This is a genomic window from Emticicia fluvialis (assembly GCF_024793945.1).
GTDB lineage: Bacteria > Bacteroidota > Bacteroidia > Cytophagales > Spirosomataceae > Emticicia > Emticicia fluvialis.
In genome coordinates this window covers 186850-202051 of the sequence record NZ_JANUSD010000005.1, presented here as the reverse complement: position 1 = coordinate 202051, position 15202 = coordinate 186850, and the positions used below count along the sequence as shown (strand labels likewise).

Annotated in this window: 13 protein-coding genes; 9 read left to right on the top strand and 4 right to left on the bottom strand. The window is 42.2% G+C overall.

Features of this window, described 5'->3' with window-relative positions; genetic code table 11:
* Positions 1–33: 33 nt before the first annotated feature.
* On the top strand, positions 34–321 hold the full coding sequence (locus NZ848_RS07840) for a PqqD family peptide modification chaperone (RefSeq protein ID WP_259015029.1): 288 nt from the start codon (positions 34–36) through the stop codon (positions 319–321).
* Between the two features lie 83 nt (positions 322–404).
* Here the strand turns inward: NZ848_RS07840 and NZ848_RS07835 are convergent, their stop codons facing one another.
* Together NZ848_RS07835 and NZ848_RS07830 are read right to left on the bottom strand one after the other, a co-directional pair.
* Positions 405–548 carry a hypothetical protein gene (locus NZ848_RS07835; protein ID WP_158237873.1) on the bottom strand — a complete coding sequence of 48 codons (144 nt, stop codon included), beginning with the start codon at positions 546–548 and terminating at the stop codon, positions 405–407.
* Between the two features lie 270 nt (positions 549–818).
* Positions 819–2015 (bottom strand): argininosuccinate synthase, encoded by a 1197-nt coding sequence (locus tag NZ848_RS07830; protein WP_173830513.1) that lies wholly within the window; start codon positions 2013–2015, stop codon positions 819–821.
* Positions 2016–2154: 139 nt separating this feature from the next.
* On the opposite strand from NZ848_RS07830, the gene NZ848_RS07825 reads away from it, so the two are divergent.
* Positions 2155–2856: an SGNH/GDSL hydrolase family protein gene (locus NZ848_RS07825; protein ID WP_259015028.1), complete on the top strand. Its 702-nt coding sequence runs from the start codon at positions 2155–2157 to the stop codon at positions 2854–2856.
* Here the strand turns inward: NZ848_RS07825 and NZ848_RS07820 are convergent, their stop codons facing one another.
* A complete protein-coding gene (locus tag NZ848_RS07820) occupies positions 2857–3936 on the bottom strand; it encodes an LptF/LptG family permease (protein ID WP_253531559.1) in 1080 nt (359 codons plus the stop codon).
* A gap of 134 nt (positions 3937–4070) precedes the next feature.
* Positions 4071–4727: a metal-dependent transcriptional regulator gene (locus NZ848_RS07815; RefSeq protein WP_259015027.1), complete on the bottom strand. Its 657-nt coding sequence runs from the start codon at positions 4725–4727 to the stop codon at positions 4071–4073.
* Between the two features lie 149 nt (positions 4728–4876).
* Here NZ848_RS07815 and NZ848_RS07810 point away from each other — a divergent pair, with 149 nt between their 5' ends.
* The 7 genes from NZ848_RS07810 to NZ848_RS07780 all read left to right on the top strand — a co-directional run bounded on the left by NZ848_RS07810 (position 4877) and on the right by NZ848_RS07780 (position 15190).
* Positions 4877–6217, top strand: coding sequence for an Nramp family divalent metal transporter (locus tag NZ848_RS07810; RefSeq protein WP_259015026.1), 1341 nt, complete (start codon positions 4877–4879; stop codon positions 6215–6217).
* Positions 6218–6448: 231 nt separating this feature from the next.
* The gene (gene priA, locus NZ848_RS07805; protein ID WP_259015025.1) at positions 6449–8941 is read left to right on the top strand and encodes a replication restart helicase PriA; all 2493 of its coding nucleotides are present in this window, start codon (positions 6449–6451) and stop codon (positions 8939–8941) included.
* 59 nt (positions 8942–9000) lie between these two features.
* A complete protein-coding gene (locus NZ848_RS07800; protein WP_259015024.1) occupies positions 9001–10767 on the top strand; it encodes an AMP-dependent synthetase/ligase in 1767 nt (588 codons plus the stop codon).
* A 197-nt stretch (positions 10768–10964) separates the two neighbouring features.
* Positions 10965–12509 (top strand): bacillithiol biosynthesis cysteine-adding enzyme BshC, encoded by a 1545-nt coding sequence (gene bshC / locus NZ848_RS07795; protein ID WP_259015023.1) that lies wholly within the window; start codon positions 10965–10967, stop codon positions 12507–12509.
* 164 nt (positions 12510–12673) lie between these two features.
* Positions 12674–13291: a TetR/AcrR family transcriptional regulator gene (locus NZ848_RS07790; protein ID WP_101724803.1), complete on the top strand. Its 618-nt coding sequence runs from the start codon at positions 12674–12676 to the stop codon at positions 13289–13291.
* Positions 13292–13326: 35 nt separating this feature from the next.
* Positions 13327–13761, top strand: coding sequence for a PaaI family thioesterase (locus NZ848_RS07785; RefSeq protein WP_101724804.1), 435 nt, complete (start codon positions 13327–13329; stop codon positions 13759–13761).
* Between the two features lie 82 nt (positions 13762–13843).
* Positions 13844–15190 carry a TolC family protein gene (locus tag NZ848_RS07780; RefSeq protein ID WP_259015022.1) on the top strand — a complete coding sequence of 449 codons (1347 nt, stop codon included), beginning with the start codon at positions 13844–13846 and terminating at the stop codon, positions 15188–15190.
* Positions 15191–15202: the final 12 nt, after the last annotated feature.

Sequence of the window (15202 nt, the reverse complement as noted above, 5' to 3'; positions counted from 1 at the left end):
AGTATCGGCAATGGTTATCAAAAAATGAAAGAAATGAAAAAGTTATTACACCTTGAAAGTTTTGTTGCCCGCAAAACAAATGATTTGCAATTCGTTGAATTTGATAATGAAACAGTCATAATGGATTTGAAAAGTGGCAACTATATTAACCTGAATAATACTGGAGCTATAATCTGGCTATACTTGGAACAGCCCATTCTTGTAAAAGATTTGATTCAGAAGCTCATGCAGAAATTCAAAGTAGAAGAATCTCAGTGTACAATTGATACCCTGGAATGCCTCAATTTAATGTATTCAGGAAATATTGTAGTGGTGAACTGAAATGTAAGGCTTAAAAATACTCACATCTGCAAACACTCCTGTATTTATTCTCATGTTACAGATGTGAGTAATTTATGCTAGCATTAGCTTATTTCAGATGCATAATCTTCTCCTGCATCGCTCGAACCCATAGTTACTTCCATTATAGAAAGTATTTCTACTGAGGGTTTTGTCCATTCTTCAAGGGTAAATGTGTCTTGAGCACTTTCAGTTTTTTCTGTTTTCATAATTTAATGTATTTAAAAAATGGTATAATAGCAAGATGCTATTTCACAAAGCTAATGAAACTAAGCGAATAATAAAAAAATGGTTTTTTGAATACAAGTTTACTTTTTAAATGGTAGCAAACATTGGATTTGTACAGGATCAATTTATACTATTGGGCATTGATTGCAAACAAAAAGTGAAACCCCGAAAATACTGAAAGCATCGTATTTTCGGGGTCTCGCTTATAGTAATCAATTAAAAGTCAATAACTTTTTATTAATGTTATTGACTTACTTCTTCGCAGCCAGTTCGGCTATTTTCTCATGAATCATTACCTGATTGGACATGATTTTAGAGAAACCTCTTACATCATCGCCAGACCACGCATTGTTCATTTCTCCATAGCTGCCAAATACCGGCGACATCATATCGTAGTCTGACTTGATACCCAATAACTGGAAATGATACGGTGCCAGTTGCACACGCACCTCACCAGTTACATTGGTTTGGGTACTTTCAAGAAACGTTTCAATATTACGCATCAGTGGCTCAAGGAACTGGCCTTCGTGCAAAAGCATACCATACCATTCGGCAAGGTTCTGCTTCCAGTATTGCTGCCATTTGGTAAGCACGTGTTTCTCTAACAAATGGTGTGCCTTGATGATAATCAACGGAGCAGCGGCCTCGAATCCTACACGGCCTTTAATACCGATAATAGTATCGCCCACGTGGATGTCACGGCCAATTCCGTATGGAGAGGCTAGCTCTGACAAACGACGGATGGCATCTACCGGATTTTTAAACCGGCGGCCGTTTACACCTTTGAGTTCACCTTTTATGAATTGTAGCGTTATTTCGCTTCCTTTTTTCCTGGTTACCTGTGTCGGGAATGCGCTTTCGGGTAAGAACCCATCAGAAGTGAGGGTTTCTTTACCTCCTACTGAGGTTCCCCATAAACCCTTATTAATTGAGTAGGCTGCTTTATGCCATTCGCGCACTACGCCTTTCGACTTCAGAAAATCTATTTCAGCCTCACGCGACAAACGCAGGTCACGGATAGGCGTAATAATTTGTGCATTAGGAAGAACGATTCTGAAAACCATATCAAAACGAACCTGGTCGTTTCCGGCACCTGTGCTTCCGTGTGCAACAGCTTCGGCGCCAATTTCTTTGGCGTAGTCAGCCACTGCTACTGCCTGAAACATACGCTCGGCACTTACTGAAAGCGGATACGTATTGTTTTTCAGGATATTGCCATACACCAGATACCTGATACATTTCTGATAATATTCGCCTACCATGCGGGCGGTATGATGGTTTTTAACGCCCAGTTCATACGCCTTTGTTTCAATATCCTTGATTTCTTCTTCTGTAAACCCACCCGTATCAACCAATACGGAATGCACTTCATGACCCAGCTCTTCGGTCAGGTACTTTACGCAAAACGAGGTGTCTAATCCTCCACTATAGGCTAAAACAACTTTCATAATTATATCAGCCGCCGAAACGGAATATAGGTTTTAATAAAATTTTGCAAAAATAGGACTTCTACCGTTAAATTCCCGTTTATAATCTAAATATAATTACAGAATAGTACATAAACGTTTAAATCAGGTTATATCAGTTATGTATAAATTTTTTGCTCATTTATCGCTGGCAACTTTTCTGTTTTCATGTGTTAGCGGCTCGCCATCAACTGTTGAATTATCTCCCCAAAAAGAGGAGAATATTCCTGAGAGAAGTTTTCTGGCTTTGGGAGACTCTTACACTATAGGCGAAAGTGTATTGGAAAAAGACCGCTGGGCTAACCAGCTCATTGAATTGCTGAAAAGTGATTTTACAATAAATAGGTTTGACGTAGTAGCAGGAACCGGCTGGACCACCCGTAACCTTGCCGATGCCGTGGCCCGCACCAAACCTGCAGGCACTTACGATATGGTGTCGCTTATGATTGGCGTTAACAACCAGTTTAACGGCCAAAGCATTGATACCTATAAAAAAGAATTTACCGAACTCTTGGAAACAAGCGCTACCCTTGCCCATGCTGATGCCCGGCGTGTGTTTGTTTTGTCGATACCCGACTACAGTATTACGCCCTATGCACAGGCTTATAACAAAGAAAAAATCGCACAGGATATTGATGCTTTCAACAAAGTAGCAAAAGATGCCTGCGACAAAATGGGAATTTCTTTTATTGATATAACTACTCTGACGCGCGAACACCCTGAGGCAGCCTACATTGCCGACGACCAGTTGCATTTTTCTGCAAAAATGCATGACTTATGGGCAAGCAGGGTTGTTGGTACAGTAAAAATAATACTTAGATAATTACCGCGGCACGGTAAAGTACATGACGGTACCAATCATACCAAATACAATATTGGGCAGCCAGACGGCCAGTATAGGAGGCATATTGCCAGACTCGGCAATACCTTTAGACATGATATAAAACAGAATATAAACAAACGCCAGCACGAAACCCACGGCTATCTGGAAACCTACCCCACCCCTGGCCTTGCGTGCAGACACTATGAGACCCATTAAAGAAAGTATGATAACAGCAAAGGGCGTAGCAAAACGCTGATAAAGTTCAATTTCATAAGATTCTATCCCTTCAGCACCGCGGGTCTTGATGAGAGATATTTTTTCTTGCAGTTCAGGAATCGTAAATGATTCATGTATCTGGTGTTCATTCTCAAAATCTTTGGGCGACAAATTGATGGTGGTATCTTTTGGTGTGTCACCATAAACCATTTTGTCTTTCATTACGCCCAGCGTTCTGATTTTATAGTTATGTATGCGCCATTTTTTGGTGCTGTCGTTCCAGTCAATCCGTTTGGCGCTCAGCTTTTCTACCAGTTTATTATTAACAATTTTCTCAAGTGTAAAATCATACCCGGTTTTGGCGTCATTATTATAGCTCGACATATACGCATAAGTATTAGGCGCTACTGCAGTGTGGAAGTCACGGGTTGAAAAGTAAAACTTATCGTTCACATATACATTCTCAAATGCCAGCCGTTCGGTATTGGCTTTGGGGAGTATCCAGCCTACCATTACAAATGAAAAAACAGCAATAACCGAAGAGCCTAAAAAGTAAGGCAGCATCAGACGCGGAAAACTTACACCGCTGCTCAGAATGGCTACAATCTCGGTATGGGCAGCCATCTGGGCTGTAAAGAATACCGTTGATATGAAAATCATGAGCGGGCTGATATAATTGGCCCAGTAAGGAGCAAGATTGGCATAATATTGTAGCAGAATAGCCCGCATAGGTGCCTGTTTCTGGATAAAATCATCGTTTTTCTCCACAAAATCAATCACCATGATAATCAAAACAATTACCAGAACCGCAAATATATAAGTTGTGAGAAATCGTTTGATTAAGTATTTATCGAGTATATTCATGCAAGGTTTAACAATATAGGTTACCTCAAAAAAGAAGAGATTGGGCTCTAATCTCTGACAGGGCTATATATACAACACACAAAATTATGAAAAGAAGCGCATAATCAGCTTAAATTATAAAACTTTAACAGCTTTTACTGCACAAGCAGGTTTTTGGCAACTTCGTTACTTACAAAAACAACATGCGCGTTATCTATTAAAACCGTATAAGACTTATCGAAATCACTTACTTCCTGAATTTTAATATGACAGCCAAGCGTAATATGGTTTTTGTCCAGGTGCTGCAAAAAAGCAGGTGAATGTACTGACACCCCAACCATTGCTACCGTGTGGTCGACAGGTATTTCAGATAACTTATGAGACCTGAGCATCGGCATTTTGCCCTTGGCATCCGGTATAGGGTCACCATGTGGGTCAAATTGCGGATTACCTAAGAAGTCGTCCAGCTTTTCAGTAAGTTCTTTAGAATCTATGTGCTCCAGCTGCTCGGCAATGTCATGTATTTCGTCCCAACCGAAGCCCAGTTTTTCTACCAGAAAAACCTCCCACAGCCGGTGCTTACGGATAATACTTAATGCTATGTGCTGCCCTTCTTTGGTTAAGGTTACCCCCTGATATTTGCGATAATTGATAAAATTCTTCTCGGCCAGTTTGCGTAGCATATCAGAAACCGAGGCTGCCTTGGTTTGCGTATGCTCGGCCAACTCGTTGGTACTAACTTCATTTCCGCCATTCTGCTCGCTCAGCATGTAAATAATTTTCAGATAGTTTTCCTCTGTAAATGAAGTCATATACCTTAAAAAAGATGGTGATACAAGCACAAAAGTAAAAGTTATACCTGATTAATCAAATTTTTAGACAAACCTAAAATTTTATTTTGATAACCACATTTTTGTTTTTATTATTGCATAAAATTTAGATTTAGTGTAGCTGAACTACCATGGAGAAGACATTACCAACAGACCAAAATAAAGGTTGGAAAACCAAAATCAATAGGGTTTCGCTGCCGGAGGTACACGGCAGCATTGCTGTTCATACATCCGGAGGCTTCTGGAAAAAACTCTCGGCCTTTATCGGGCCGGGTCTGATGGTAGCAGTAGGATACATGGACCCAGGCAACTGGGCTACCGATATTGCCGGCGGTGCCAAATTTGGCTACACCCTGCTTTCGGTTATTTTAATATCTAATTTGTTTGCCATGCTGCTGCAGCACCTGTCGCTGAAACTGGGCATTGCCACCGGGCGAGACCTGGCGCAGGCCTGCCGTGATGCTTATTCAAGACCCGTTTCTTTTGTGCTGTGGATTCTGGCAGAAGTAGCCATTGCTGCCTGCGACCTGGCCGAAGTAATAGGTGCAGCCGTGGCCCTGAACCTGCTCTTTAATATTCCGCTTACGTATGGTATCATCATTACAGCCGTTGACGTAATCTTTATTCTGTTTTTACAAAACAAGGGTTTCAGGCTCATTGAGGTAATAGTGGGCGCACTGATACTGATTATTCTGCTTTGCTTCGGGTATGAAATCATTGTTTCAAACCCCGACTGGTTTGGCGTGGCCAAAGGTCTGGTACCAAGCACCCAGATTGTGGTAAACCCTGAAATGCTTTACATTGCCATTGGTATTCTGGGGGCAACGGTTATGCCACATAACCTTTACCTGCACTCAAGCATTGTACAAACCCGTAAAATTGAAGATACCGTACCTGCCAAGAGACAAGCCATAAAATATGCTACCATAGACTCTACGGTATCATTATTCCTTGCCTTTTTTATCAATGCTGCCATACTTATCATGGCTGCGGCTACCTTCCACTTTTCAAACAACCAGCACGTGGCCGATATTACAGATGCCTACCACCTTTTAGACCCCATTCTGGGTGTAAAACTGGCCGGTTTGTTCTTTGCAGTGGCACTTCTGGCAGCAGGGCAAAACTCTACCCTGACCGGTACACTTGCCGGGCAGATTGTAATGGAGGGTTTTCTGAACATTAAACTGAAGCCCTGGCTACGTAGATTAATTACCCGCTTAATTGCCATTGTGCCGGCACTGATTGTTGCTATTATTTATGGCGAAAGAGGCACTTCCGATTTGCTGGTGCTTAGCCAGGTAATTTTGTCTTTGCAATTAAGCTTTGCCGTGGTGCCGTTGGTAGCCTTTACGTCTGACAAACTGAAAATGGGCACATTTGCAAACCCAAACTGGGTAAAATACACAGCCTGGGTTGTGGCGTTTATTATCATCAGCCTGAATGGCTATCTGCTTATTGATACAATTTTTTAAGGTTTTACAGAAAGCCGGGTGATTATCATTCCCCGGCTTTACTCTCTCTCAAAGGCGCTTTAATATCTATCTGTTTTTGAATCAAGTCGGCTCAATCATTGTTTATTCATTAAGCATTCAGGCATATATTGATACTCAATACCTGAATGACTTAAAAAACGTTTATATTTAGCGGGCTTAGGTCTGCTTTCATTTAAACTGTTTTTTTTAGAATACCTTAGTTTGCCAAAAATGACCGAAGAGCTTTTTTCTGTTGAAACCACCTACTTTGCCGACGTTATTCTGCCGGTGCCTATTCCGCGTATGTTTACTTACCGCGTACCCCGCCACTTTGTGAACGACATCAAGACAGGAGCACGCGTAATTGTAGAATTCGGGAAAAACAGGGTTGTAACAGCTGTGGTAGGCAAAATACACACTAAACCGCCGGAAAAATACCAGGCCAAATACATTCTTGAACTCCTGGACATTGACCCCCTGGTTACGTCGTCACAATTATGGCTTTTTGAGTGGATTGCCGAATACTACATGTGCAGCATTGGTGAGGTAATGAACGTGGCTGTGCCCTCCGGACTGAAAGTGAGCAGCCAGTCAAGAATACAATTGAACCCGGATTTTGATTATCCTGAGCTGCTTGATGAAAAAGAGAAAGCGTTTCTGGAAATACTGAATACCCAAACCTCTCTTACTTATGACGATGCCCTGAAGTTTGTTGGTGAAAAGAACATCAACGCGATGATAAAATCGCTTATCAGCAAGCATGCCATCATTATGTACGAAGAGGTGAAGGAAAAATACAAGCCGAAAATTGCCAAAAAAGTACGTTTGAAGCGCGTTTATGAAGGAAGTGAAGAAGTACTGAATCTGGTTGATTCGCTCAGTAAATCAGCAAAACAGCAAATGGTGATTATGGAGTACCTCAAGCATATTCCTATTCATGATTTGCCAGCCAAAAACACCGATGGTGTAGACAAGTCAGTTTTCACAGATGGCGAAACCTCCGATTCTGCCTTAAACACCCTGATTAATAAGGGGATACTAGAGCCATTTGAAGTAACTGTTTCGCGCTTTGGTGATGATTTCCCGACAGAGCCTCTTAAAATTGAATTGACTGTTGCACAGCAGGCGGCAAGTGATGCAATTCTTCAGAATTTTCAGGAAAAAGACATTGTATTGTTGCATGGTATTACCGGAAGCGGTAAAACCGAAATCTATATCGATTTAATTCAGAAGGTACTGGAAGGCGGCTCGCAGGTGCTGTATCTCTTACCTGAAATTGCCCTTACTACACAGATAGTCGTTCGGCTGAAACGTGTGTTTGGCGATAAAATGGGTGTGTACCATTCCAAGTTCTCAGATAATGAAAGGGTTGAGGTCTGGAGAGGTATTATTGACGGCCGCTATCAGTTTGTGGTAGGGGTTCGCTCAGCTATATTTTTACCAATGGATAATCTGGGTCTTGTAATAATTGATGAAGAACACGAGACCTCTTACAAACAGTTTGACCCCGCCCCGCGGTATCATGCACGCGACGTAGGCATCATGCTGGGGCTGAAACAGGGAGCCAAAATCCTGTTAGGCTCTGCCACACCCTCCGTTGAAAGCTACTATCAGGCACAAACAGGCAGGTATGGTTTTGTTGAGCTGAATCAACGTTTCGGCGAGGCTCAATTGCCTGAAATTATGCTGGTGGATTTGAAAAAAGAACGGAAATCGAAAAATATGAAAAACGATTTTTCGAGTGTGCTTCATGAAGGTATTCAGAATAATCTTTCCAATCGTGAGCAGACCATCATTTTTCAGAACCGGCGCGGCTACTCTCCTTACCTGAACTGCCAGGAGTGCGGTTGGGTGTCTGAGTGTGAGCAATGTGCGGTAAGCCTTACTTTCCACATGCACTCGAAAGAATTACGCTGCCACTATTGCGGGCACAAGGAAGAGATGCCAAGGGTTTGTCCGGTTTGTGGTTCAGGCAAGATAAGAACCGTTGGCTTTGGCACAGAAAAACTGGAAGACGACCTGAAAATCATGTTCCCGGAGGCACGGGTTCAGCGCATGGACCTTGATACCACCCGCACAAAAAACGCGTATCAGAACATCATAGCAGCGTTTGAGCAAGGCGGCACAGACATACTGGTGGGTACACAAATGATTAGCAAGGGGCTGGATTTTGACCAGGTGAGCCTGGTAGGTATTTTTGATGCCGACCGCATGATTCATTTCCCTGATTTCCGGGCGTCAGAAAGAGCCTTTCAGATGCTCACGCAGGTGAGTGGCCGGGCGGGCAGGCGTTCCAAAAGAGGCAGGGTGTTGATACAGACCAATAATACAGACCAGTCTATCTTACAAAAAGTAGTAATAAACGATTACCCCGGGTTTTATCAGGAAGAGATATCAGAAAGAGAAAGCTATCTGTACCCGCCGTTTTCGAGGCTTATTTCTATTACTATCAAGCACGAAGAGGCCGAAAAGGCAGAAAAAGCCGCCCACTGGCTGGCTGACAAACTATTAGATAAACTCGGTAAAGCGCGCGTGCTGGGGCCTGAAAAGGCACTAATTGAACGTATCAGAAACAAGTTTTTATTTGATATTATGCTGAAACTTGAAAAAGACAAGCTGAATATTAAGGCTGCCAAAGCGTTTTTAAGAGAGACTATAACAGAAATGCAACAAATCAGAGAGCATAAGGAAGTTAATGTGGTGGTTGATGTAGACCCCGTTTAACATTTTATGGCTGCCGTTGTTTTTTTCTTAAATTTGCGCCCAACCAAACCCCTGTTAACATGAGTAACCCTATTAACCGTGTATTTGAATTACTAACCGAATCTATTGCCCTTCATAATAAACCCGATGTTTTTGCATCAAAAATAAACGGAGAATGGGTAAAAGTTCCGGCTACTGACTTTATTGAAAGTGTTAACAGTTTCAGCTACGGTTTGTTGAAACTGGGGGTAAAAAAAGGCGATAAAATTGCTGTTATTTCAGAGAGCCGCCCGGAATGGAACATCATAGATTTTGGCATGCAACAGGTAGGCGCTGTTAATGTGCCTCTCTACCCAAATATTACTGTTGAAGATTACAGGTACATTTTTCAGGATGCAGGCGTCTCTTATGTTTTTACCGGAGACCAGACCCTATACGAAAGGGCAAAAGAGGCAGCCAGAGAAGTAGCTTCGGTGAAAACTATTTTCACTTTTGATAAAATTAGTGGAGCCAGCCACTGGAAGGAGGTAGCAGAGAACGAAACGCCTGAAAACAAATCAGCAATAGAAGAAATAAAAAAATCAATCAGAACAGATGATTTACTGACCCTCATTTATACATCAGGCACAACCGGCAGGCCCAAAGGCGTTATGCTGTCGCATCAAAACCTGATCAGTAACTTTGAAGCCTGCAAAAACTATTTCCCGATTGACCCATCCTGCAAAGCTTTAAGTTTTCTGCCATTAAACCACGTGTATGAGCGCATGGTGCTGTATCTGTATATGCGTACGGGTACTTCTATTTATTATGCCCAGAACATGAACACCATTGCCGAAGACCTGAAAGACGTGCAACCACAGATTTTTACCACAGTACCCCGCCTGCTTGAAAAAGTTTACGATAAAATAGTGGCCAAAGGATATGAATTAAGCGGTTTAAAACGCCGTATTTTCTTCCGGGCACTTGAACTGGGCCTGCAATATGACCCCAACGTAAATGCCGGCTGGTGGTATAACGTACAGCTAAAACTGATGCAGAAACTCGTATTCAGCAAATGGCAAGAGGCGCTGGGTGGTAACATCAGGCTGGTATGCTCAGGAGCAGCCGCTTTGCAGCCACGTCTGGCAAGGGTTTTCTGGGCGGCGGGTATTCCGGTTTCTGAAGGATATGGCATGACGGAAGCATCGCCGGTAATAGCTACCAACAGAACCCAACCACTTGATTTGCGGATTGGAACCGTTGGGCCAATTATTGATGGCGGAACAGTAAAGATAGCAGACGACGGAGAAATTCTTTTTAAAGGCCCCAACGTTATGCTGGGGTACTACAACCTGCCCGAACTAACCCATGAAGCCATAGATGCTGACGGCTGGTTGCACACCGGCGATATTGGCAAACTGGAAGAAGGTCGTTACCTGAAAATAACAGACCGCAAGAAAGAGATTTTCAAGACATCGGGTGGTAAATATGTAGCTCCGCAGGTTTTAGAAAACAAAATAAAGGAGTCTGTTTATGTTGAGCAAATTATAGTGGTGGGCGAAGGAGAGAAGTTTCCTTCTGCATTGATAGTACCTGAATTTACCGCCCTGAAAGAGTGGTGCGCAGCTCATGGCATATTATATACCACTGATGCCGAAATGGCCAAAAAGCCTGAGGTACATAAACTGATTCTGGATGAGGTGCATCGTTTCAACAAAGAATTTGCCCCTTACGAGCAAGTAAAGAAAATTGAACTTTTACCCAAAGCATGGACCATAGAGGACGGTGAAATAACCCCTACCCTTAAGCCGAAACGAAAAGTGATTACCCAGAAATACAAAGATTTAATTGAGGGCATGTACCTGTAAGAACCCGCCAAGCCCGGAGGTAAAAAATGAGGTGCCGGTTATAAATATATGTTTGGGTTTTCGTTGTACAATTATACGTAGACCTTTTAGTCATTAATATACCGGAATGGGGTAAATAGTTTTACCCACTCAGGTAATTTGAAACCTGTCTAATCATTTTCTTGTTATCAGAAAAATAAAGAAATCGAGCCTTATTTATGCCTTTGCAGACCTTAGACTTGAAAGCCGTTGGCGCTTTCCCGAAATTGTTTTTAGATTATATCACAAAAAACGAGACGCTTACTTCTTTCTATAATCAATATCCTGACATTGAAGGATTCAGAAAAGCTATTCAATCAAGGGCTTTCACGCAGGAAAAACGCCAGACCCTGGTTTCGGTTCTGGAAAAACAATATGCCAATCTTGATTCAAAACCCGATTTCTCTTTATTATTAGATGATAAAACCTTTACTGTAACCACCGGCCACCAGCTGAATATCTTTACAGGTCCGCTTTATGTTATTTACAAGATTGTAACCATCATTAACCTGGCTAAACAATTAAAAGACGCATTTCCAGACTATAATTTTGTACCTGTTTACTGGATGGCCAGTGAAGACCATGATTTCGACGAGATTTCGGTTTTCAACCTTTTCGGTAAAAACTATAAGTGGGAAACCACCCAGAAAGGAGCCGTAGGACGCATGAATCCTAAGGAGCTGCGCGCCATTTGTGACCAGATACCCGAACGGGTAGAGTTTTTTCAGAATGCCTATCTGAACCATGACACACTGGCCAATGCGGTACGATGTTACATGAGCCATCTGTTTCAAGACCAGGGCCTGATATGCCTTGATGCCGACTCGGCAGATTTGAAAGCCCTCTTCGCCCCGGTTATAAAAGACGACATTCTTCAGCATTCAGCCAGCCATATTGTAAAAAGCACTTCTGATCAACTACAGGCACTTGGCTACCACACACAAATTACCCCTCGCGAAATTAACTTCTTTTATCTGGAAGACAGCACAAGAGAACGCATTGTAAAAGAAGACAACCAATATAAAGTACTACATACAGACACTAGTTTTTCAGAAGCCGAGATAATCCAGCTAATTGAAACTAATCCGGAGAGATTCAGCCCGAATGTGGTGCTTCGGCCTCTCTATCAGGAGACCATCCTGCCTAATCTTGCTTATATTGGCGGGCCATCAGAAGTACCTTACTGGCTACAACTGAAAGGCGTGTTTGACCATTATCAGGAATCGTTTCCGTTGCTGATGCCCCGTAACTTTGCTTTAGTAGTGAACGAGGCCAGCCGAAAAAAAATAGACAAACTGGGTATTACCACCGAAGAACTGTTTGCTGATGAAGTTACACTCAGAAAAAGTTTTGTAGAAAAAAACTCTAGGAAATCGCTGAGTCTGGCTTTTGAAATTGATGAAATAAATGACATTTTCGAAAGGATTCTGAAAAAGGCCACAATCATTGAAGCAACCATGAAAGGTCCCGTTGAAGGCGTTAAGGCCAAGAGCATCAATGCGCTGGAACACCTGGAAAAACGTATTAAACGCGCCGAAGAACGTAACCAGGAAAGCTCGGTGAGCCAGTTGCTGGCTCTTAAAGAAAGGCTCTTCCCGGGTGGAGGGCTACAGGAAAGAAAAGAGAATTTCCTGAATTTTTACCTGAACGACCACCAGTTTATTCAAAAACTGCTTGATTCGCTGGCTCCGCTGGATTATAAATTTAATATTATTGAAATTTGATTGAACTGTAGATAATTACCTAAAGGCTGTTTCTGTTGAGGCAGCCTTTTGTATTGAAGCCGAATAAATTTTATATCTTCCGTTTATGTAAAAAATTGATTAGAATTTGCTTTACTGAACACTGTTCATTTTATTTGCATTGTTAATTAAAATACCTGAGCCAGATGGGGATAGCCGAAAGAAAAGAAAGAGAGAAACATGAAATGAAGCGCCTGATTATGGATGCCGCGCGAAGGTTGTTTATTGAGCAGGGTTTTGAAAAAACAAGCATCCGGAATATTGCAGATGCCATTGAATATAGCCCCGGGACAATCTATCTGTATTACAAAGACAAAAGTGAATTGCTGTTTGATTTACATCATGAGTCGTTCCAGAAACTAATTGAGCAGTTTCAAAGAGTACTAAATATACGAGACCCGTTTGAAAGATTAATCAACATGGGCAGGTATTATCTGGAATATGGCTTCGAGAATCCGGAACTATACGAGCTGATGTTTCTGATGGTGTCGCCGATTGAAACCATTGAGTGCCGGGAAGAAATATGGGTAGAAGGCAGAGCTGCCTTTGAAATGCTTCGGCAAATAGTAAAAGAATGCATTGAAGCCGGGTATTTTGAAGTAGATGACGTAGAGGGAACCTCATTAATGATCTGGGCAACCGTACATGGGCTGGTAACTATTCACCTGAAAAAACGGTCGACCATGTTTGAAGAAACAGAGCGTATTCCACGCCTGCAACATGCCTATGAGCGATTCGTTGAATTACTGAAACGTAAAATATAAACTGTTCTATCAATTTATTTAAACATGCATCGCCGATGAGTCAGGTTCTTGAGTATTTCAAATCACATATTGGCAAACATGCCTCTGAACTAAGCCCCTCAGCACTGGGCAGATGGCTCAATGGAAAATTAATATCAATAGAAGAAGGGTCGGTAACGGTTGAATTTGTAGTAAGAGATGATATGACAAACCCGGCTAAAATTCTGCACGGCGGTACGGCTGCCGCCATGATGGACGAAATAATGGGCATGACCGTTTTTATGCTGGGCCGGGAAAACTTTTACACAACCGTAAACCTGAATGCCGACTACCTTTTACCTGCCAAAATAGGAGATACATTGCTGGTAAAGTCAAAGATTATCAGAGCAGGTAAAACTGTTATTAACATTGAATGCCAGATATTGAACACCGACCACAAAATAGTAGCCAAGTGTAGCTCTAACATGGTGGTAACAAGCGTAAAAATCTAAAAATAAGGCCCGTCTTACACGACGGGTTTATTTGAGCCTATAACTTAACACTGTTCATTAATTGAAAAAGCGTCAGTGAGATATGAAAAAAATCATTTTGATTGCCATTCTATGCCCTTTTGTGGCCACAGGGCAAATTACTTCTCCGGTTTTGGAATCCTACATTCAGGAAGGACTGAAAAATAATCTGGCTTTAAGACAGGAAACCCTTGAAATTGAGAAAGCACAGGAGAACGTAAAACAGGCCAAGGCTAATTTTTCGCCAAAAATTACTTTTGCGCCTAATTATACCCTGGCAGCAGGAGGCCGACGTTTAGCGTTTCCCGTTGGCGACTTGCTGAACCCCGTTTACTCTACACTGAACAGACTGACCAACTCTAACAGTTTTCCGCAGATAGAAAATGTGAATGAGCAATTGGCTCCGAACAATTTTCATGATACCAAATTTACTTTTCAGTATCCGGTTTACAATACCGACATCCGTTATAATCTGCTCATTCAGCGCGACTTGCTGACAGCCCAGGAGGCCCGAAAGCGGATTATTGAAAACGAAGTACGTTACAATATGACAATCGCTTATCTGCAATATCTGCAAACACTAGAGGCGCAAAAGATATTTGAGGTGTCGCGCAAGGTGCTGAACGATTTTGTAAAACTGAATGAAAAACTGGTGAGTAATAATGTAGCTACCAAAGATGTAATTTATTCAGCAGAATACGAGGTAAGCAAAATTGACCAGCAGGTAGCCGCAATGGACAAAAACCGTAATACAGCAAAAGCCTACCTTAATTTTCTGATGAACCGGGATTTCGGCACTGAAATTCAGGTTGACAGCATTTTTCTTGACGCCGACACCCGGACAGACATTGAGGCCGCCCGCGAACAATCAATAATGAACCGTCAGGAAATCAATCAGTTAAAAGCCAACATACAGGCCACTGAATCTGCCATTAAACTGCAGCAAATGAACGCATTTCGGCCACAGGTTTTTGTGGGTGGCAGCACCGGCTTCCAGGGCAGGGGGTACACCTTTAAAGACCAGGCCTACGCCATAGGGCAAATTGGGCTAAACTGGGATGTTTTTCATGGTTACGAGAAAAAATCCAAAATTCAACAGGCTAAAATTCAGAAGAATTTATTGGAAACCAAACTTGACGAAGTGCAGAAGCAGATTCAATTGCAGGTGTCGCAGGCTTATTTTGAGTGGGAAGCCGCCCGGAAAACCCTGCCAACCGCTAAAGACGGCACTTTAAAAGCCGACAAATACTTTAAGGTGGTAGACAGCCGGTATCGCAATGGTCAGGCTATTTTAATAGAATACCTACGGGCACAAAACGAGGTAATTACGGCGCGGCTGCAAGAATCTCTTGCCAAATATGACATACTACTAAAAAAAGCCATGCTTGATAAAGTTGGGGCTGTCAGATAATCTCTTAAAAAT

What these genes read in the sequence shown, in the direction of transcription:
- NZ848_RS07840 (WP_259015029.1), top strand. Translation starts at nt 34, where the DNA reads ATGAAAAAGTTATTACACCTTGAAAGTTTTGTTGCCCGCAAAACAAAT.
- NZ848_RS07835 (WP_158237873.1), bottom strand. Translation starts at nt 548, where the DNA reads ATGAAAACAGAAAAAACTGAAAGTGCTCAAGACACATTTACCCTTGAA.
- NZ848_RS07830 (WP_173830513.1), bottom strand. Translation starts at nt 2,015, where the DNA reads ATGAAAGTTGTTTTAGCCTATAGTGGAGGATTAGACACCTCGTTTTGC.
- NZ848_RS07825 (WP_259015028.1), top strand. Translation starts at nt 2,155, where the DNA reads ATGTATAAATTTTTTGCTCATTTATCGCTGGCAACTTTTCTGTTTTCA.
- NZ848_RS07820 (WP_253531559.1), bottom strand. Translation starts at nt 3,936, where the DNA reads ATGAATATACTCGATAAATACTTAATCAAACGATTTCTCACAACTTAT.
- NZ848_RS07815 (WP_259015027.1), bottom strand. Translation starts at nt 4,727, where the DNA reads ATGACTTCATTTACAGAGGAAAACTATCTGAAAATTATTTACATGCTG.
- NZ848_RS07810 (WP_259015026.1), top strand. Translation starts at nt 4,877, where the DNA reads ATGGAGAAGACATTACCAACAGACCAAAATAAAGGTTGGAAAACCAAA.
- priA (WP_259015025.1), top strand. Translation starts at nt 6,449, where the DNA reads ATGACCGAAGAGCTTTTTTCTGTTGAAACCACCTACTTTGCCGACGTT.
- NZ848_RS07800 (WP_259015024.1), top strand. Translation starts at nt 9,001, where the DNA reads ATGAGTAACCCTATTAACCGTGTATTTGAATTACTAACCGAATCTATT.
- bshC (WP_259015023.1), top strand. Translation starts at nt 10,965, where the DNA reads ATGCCTTTGCAGACCTTAGACTTGAAAGCCGTTGGCGCTTTCCCGAAA.
- NZ848_RS07790 (WP_101724803.1), top strand. Translation starts at nt 12,674, where the DNA reads ATGGGGATAGCCGAAAGAAAAGAAAGAGAGAAACATGAAATGAAGCGC.
- NZ848_RS07785 (WP_101724804.1), top strand. Translation starts at nt 13,327, where the DNA reads ATGAGTCAGGTTCTTGAGTATTTCAAATCACATATTGGCAAACATGCC.
- NZ848_RS07780 (WP_259015022.1), top strand. Translation starts at nt 13,844, where the DNA reads ATGAAAAAAATCATTTTGATTGCCATTCTATGCCCTTTTGTGGCCACA.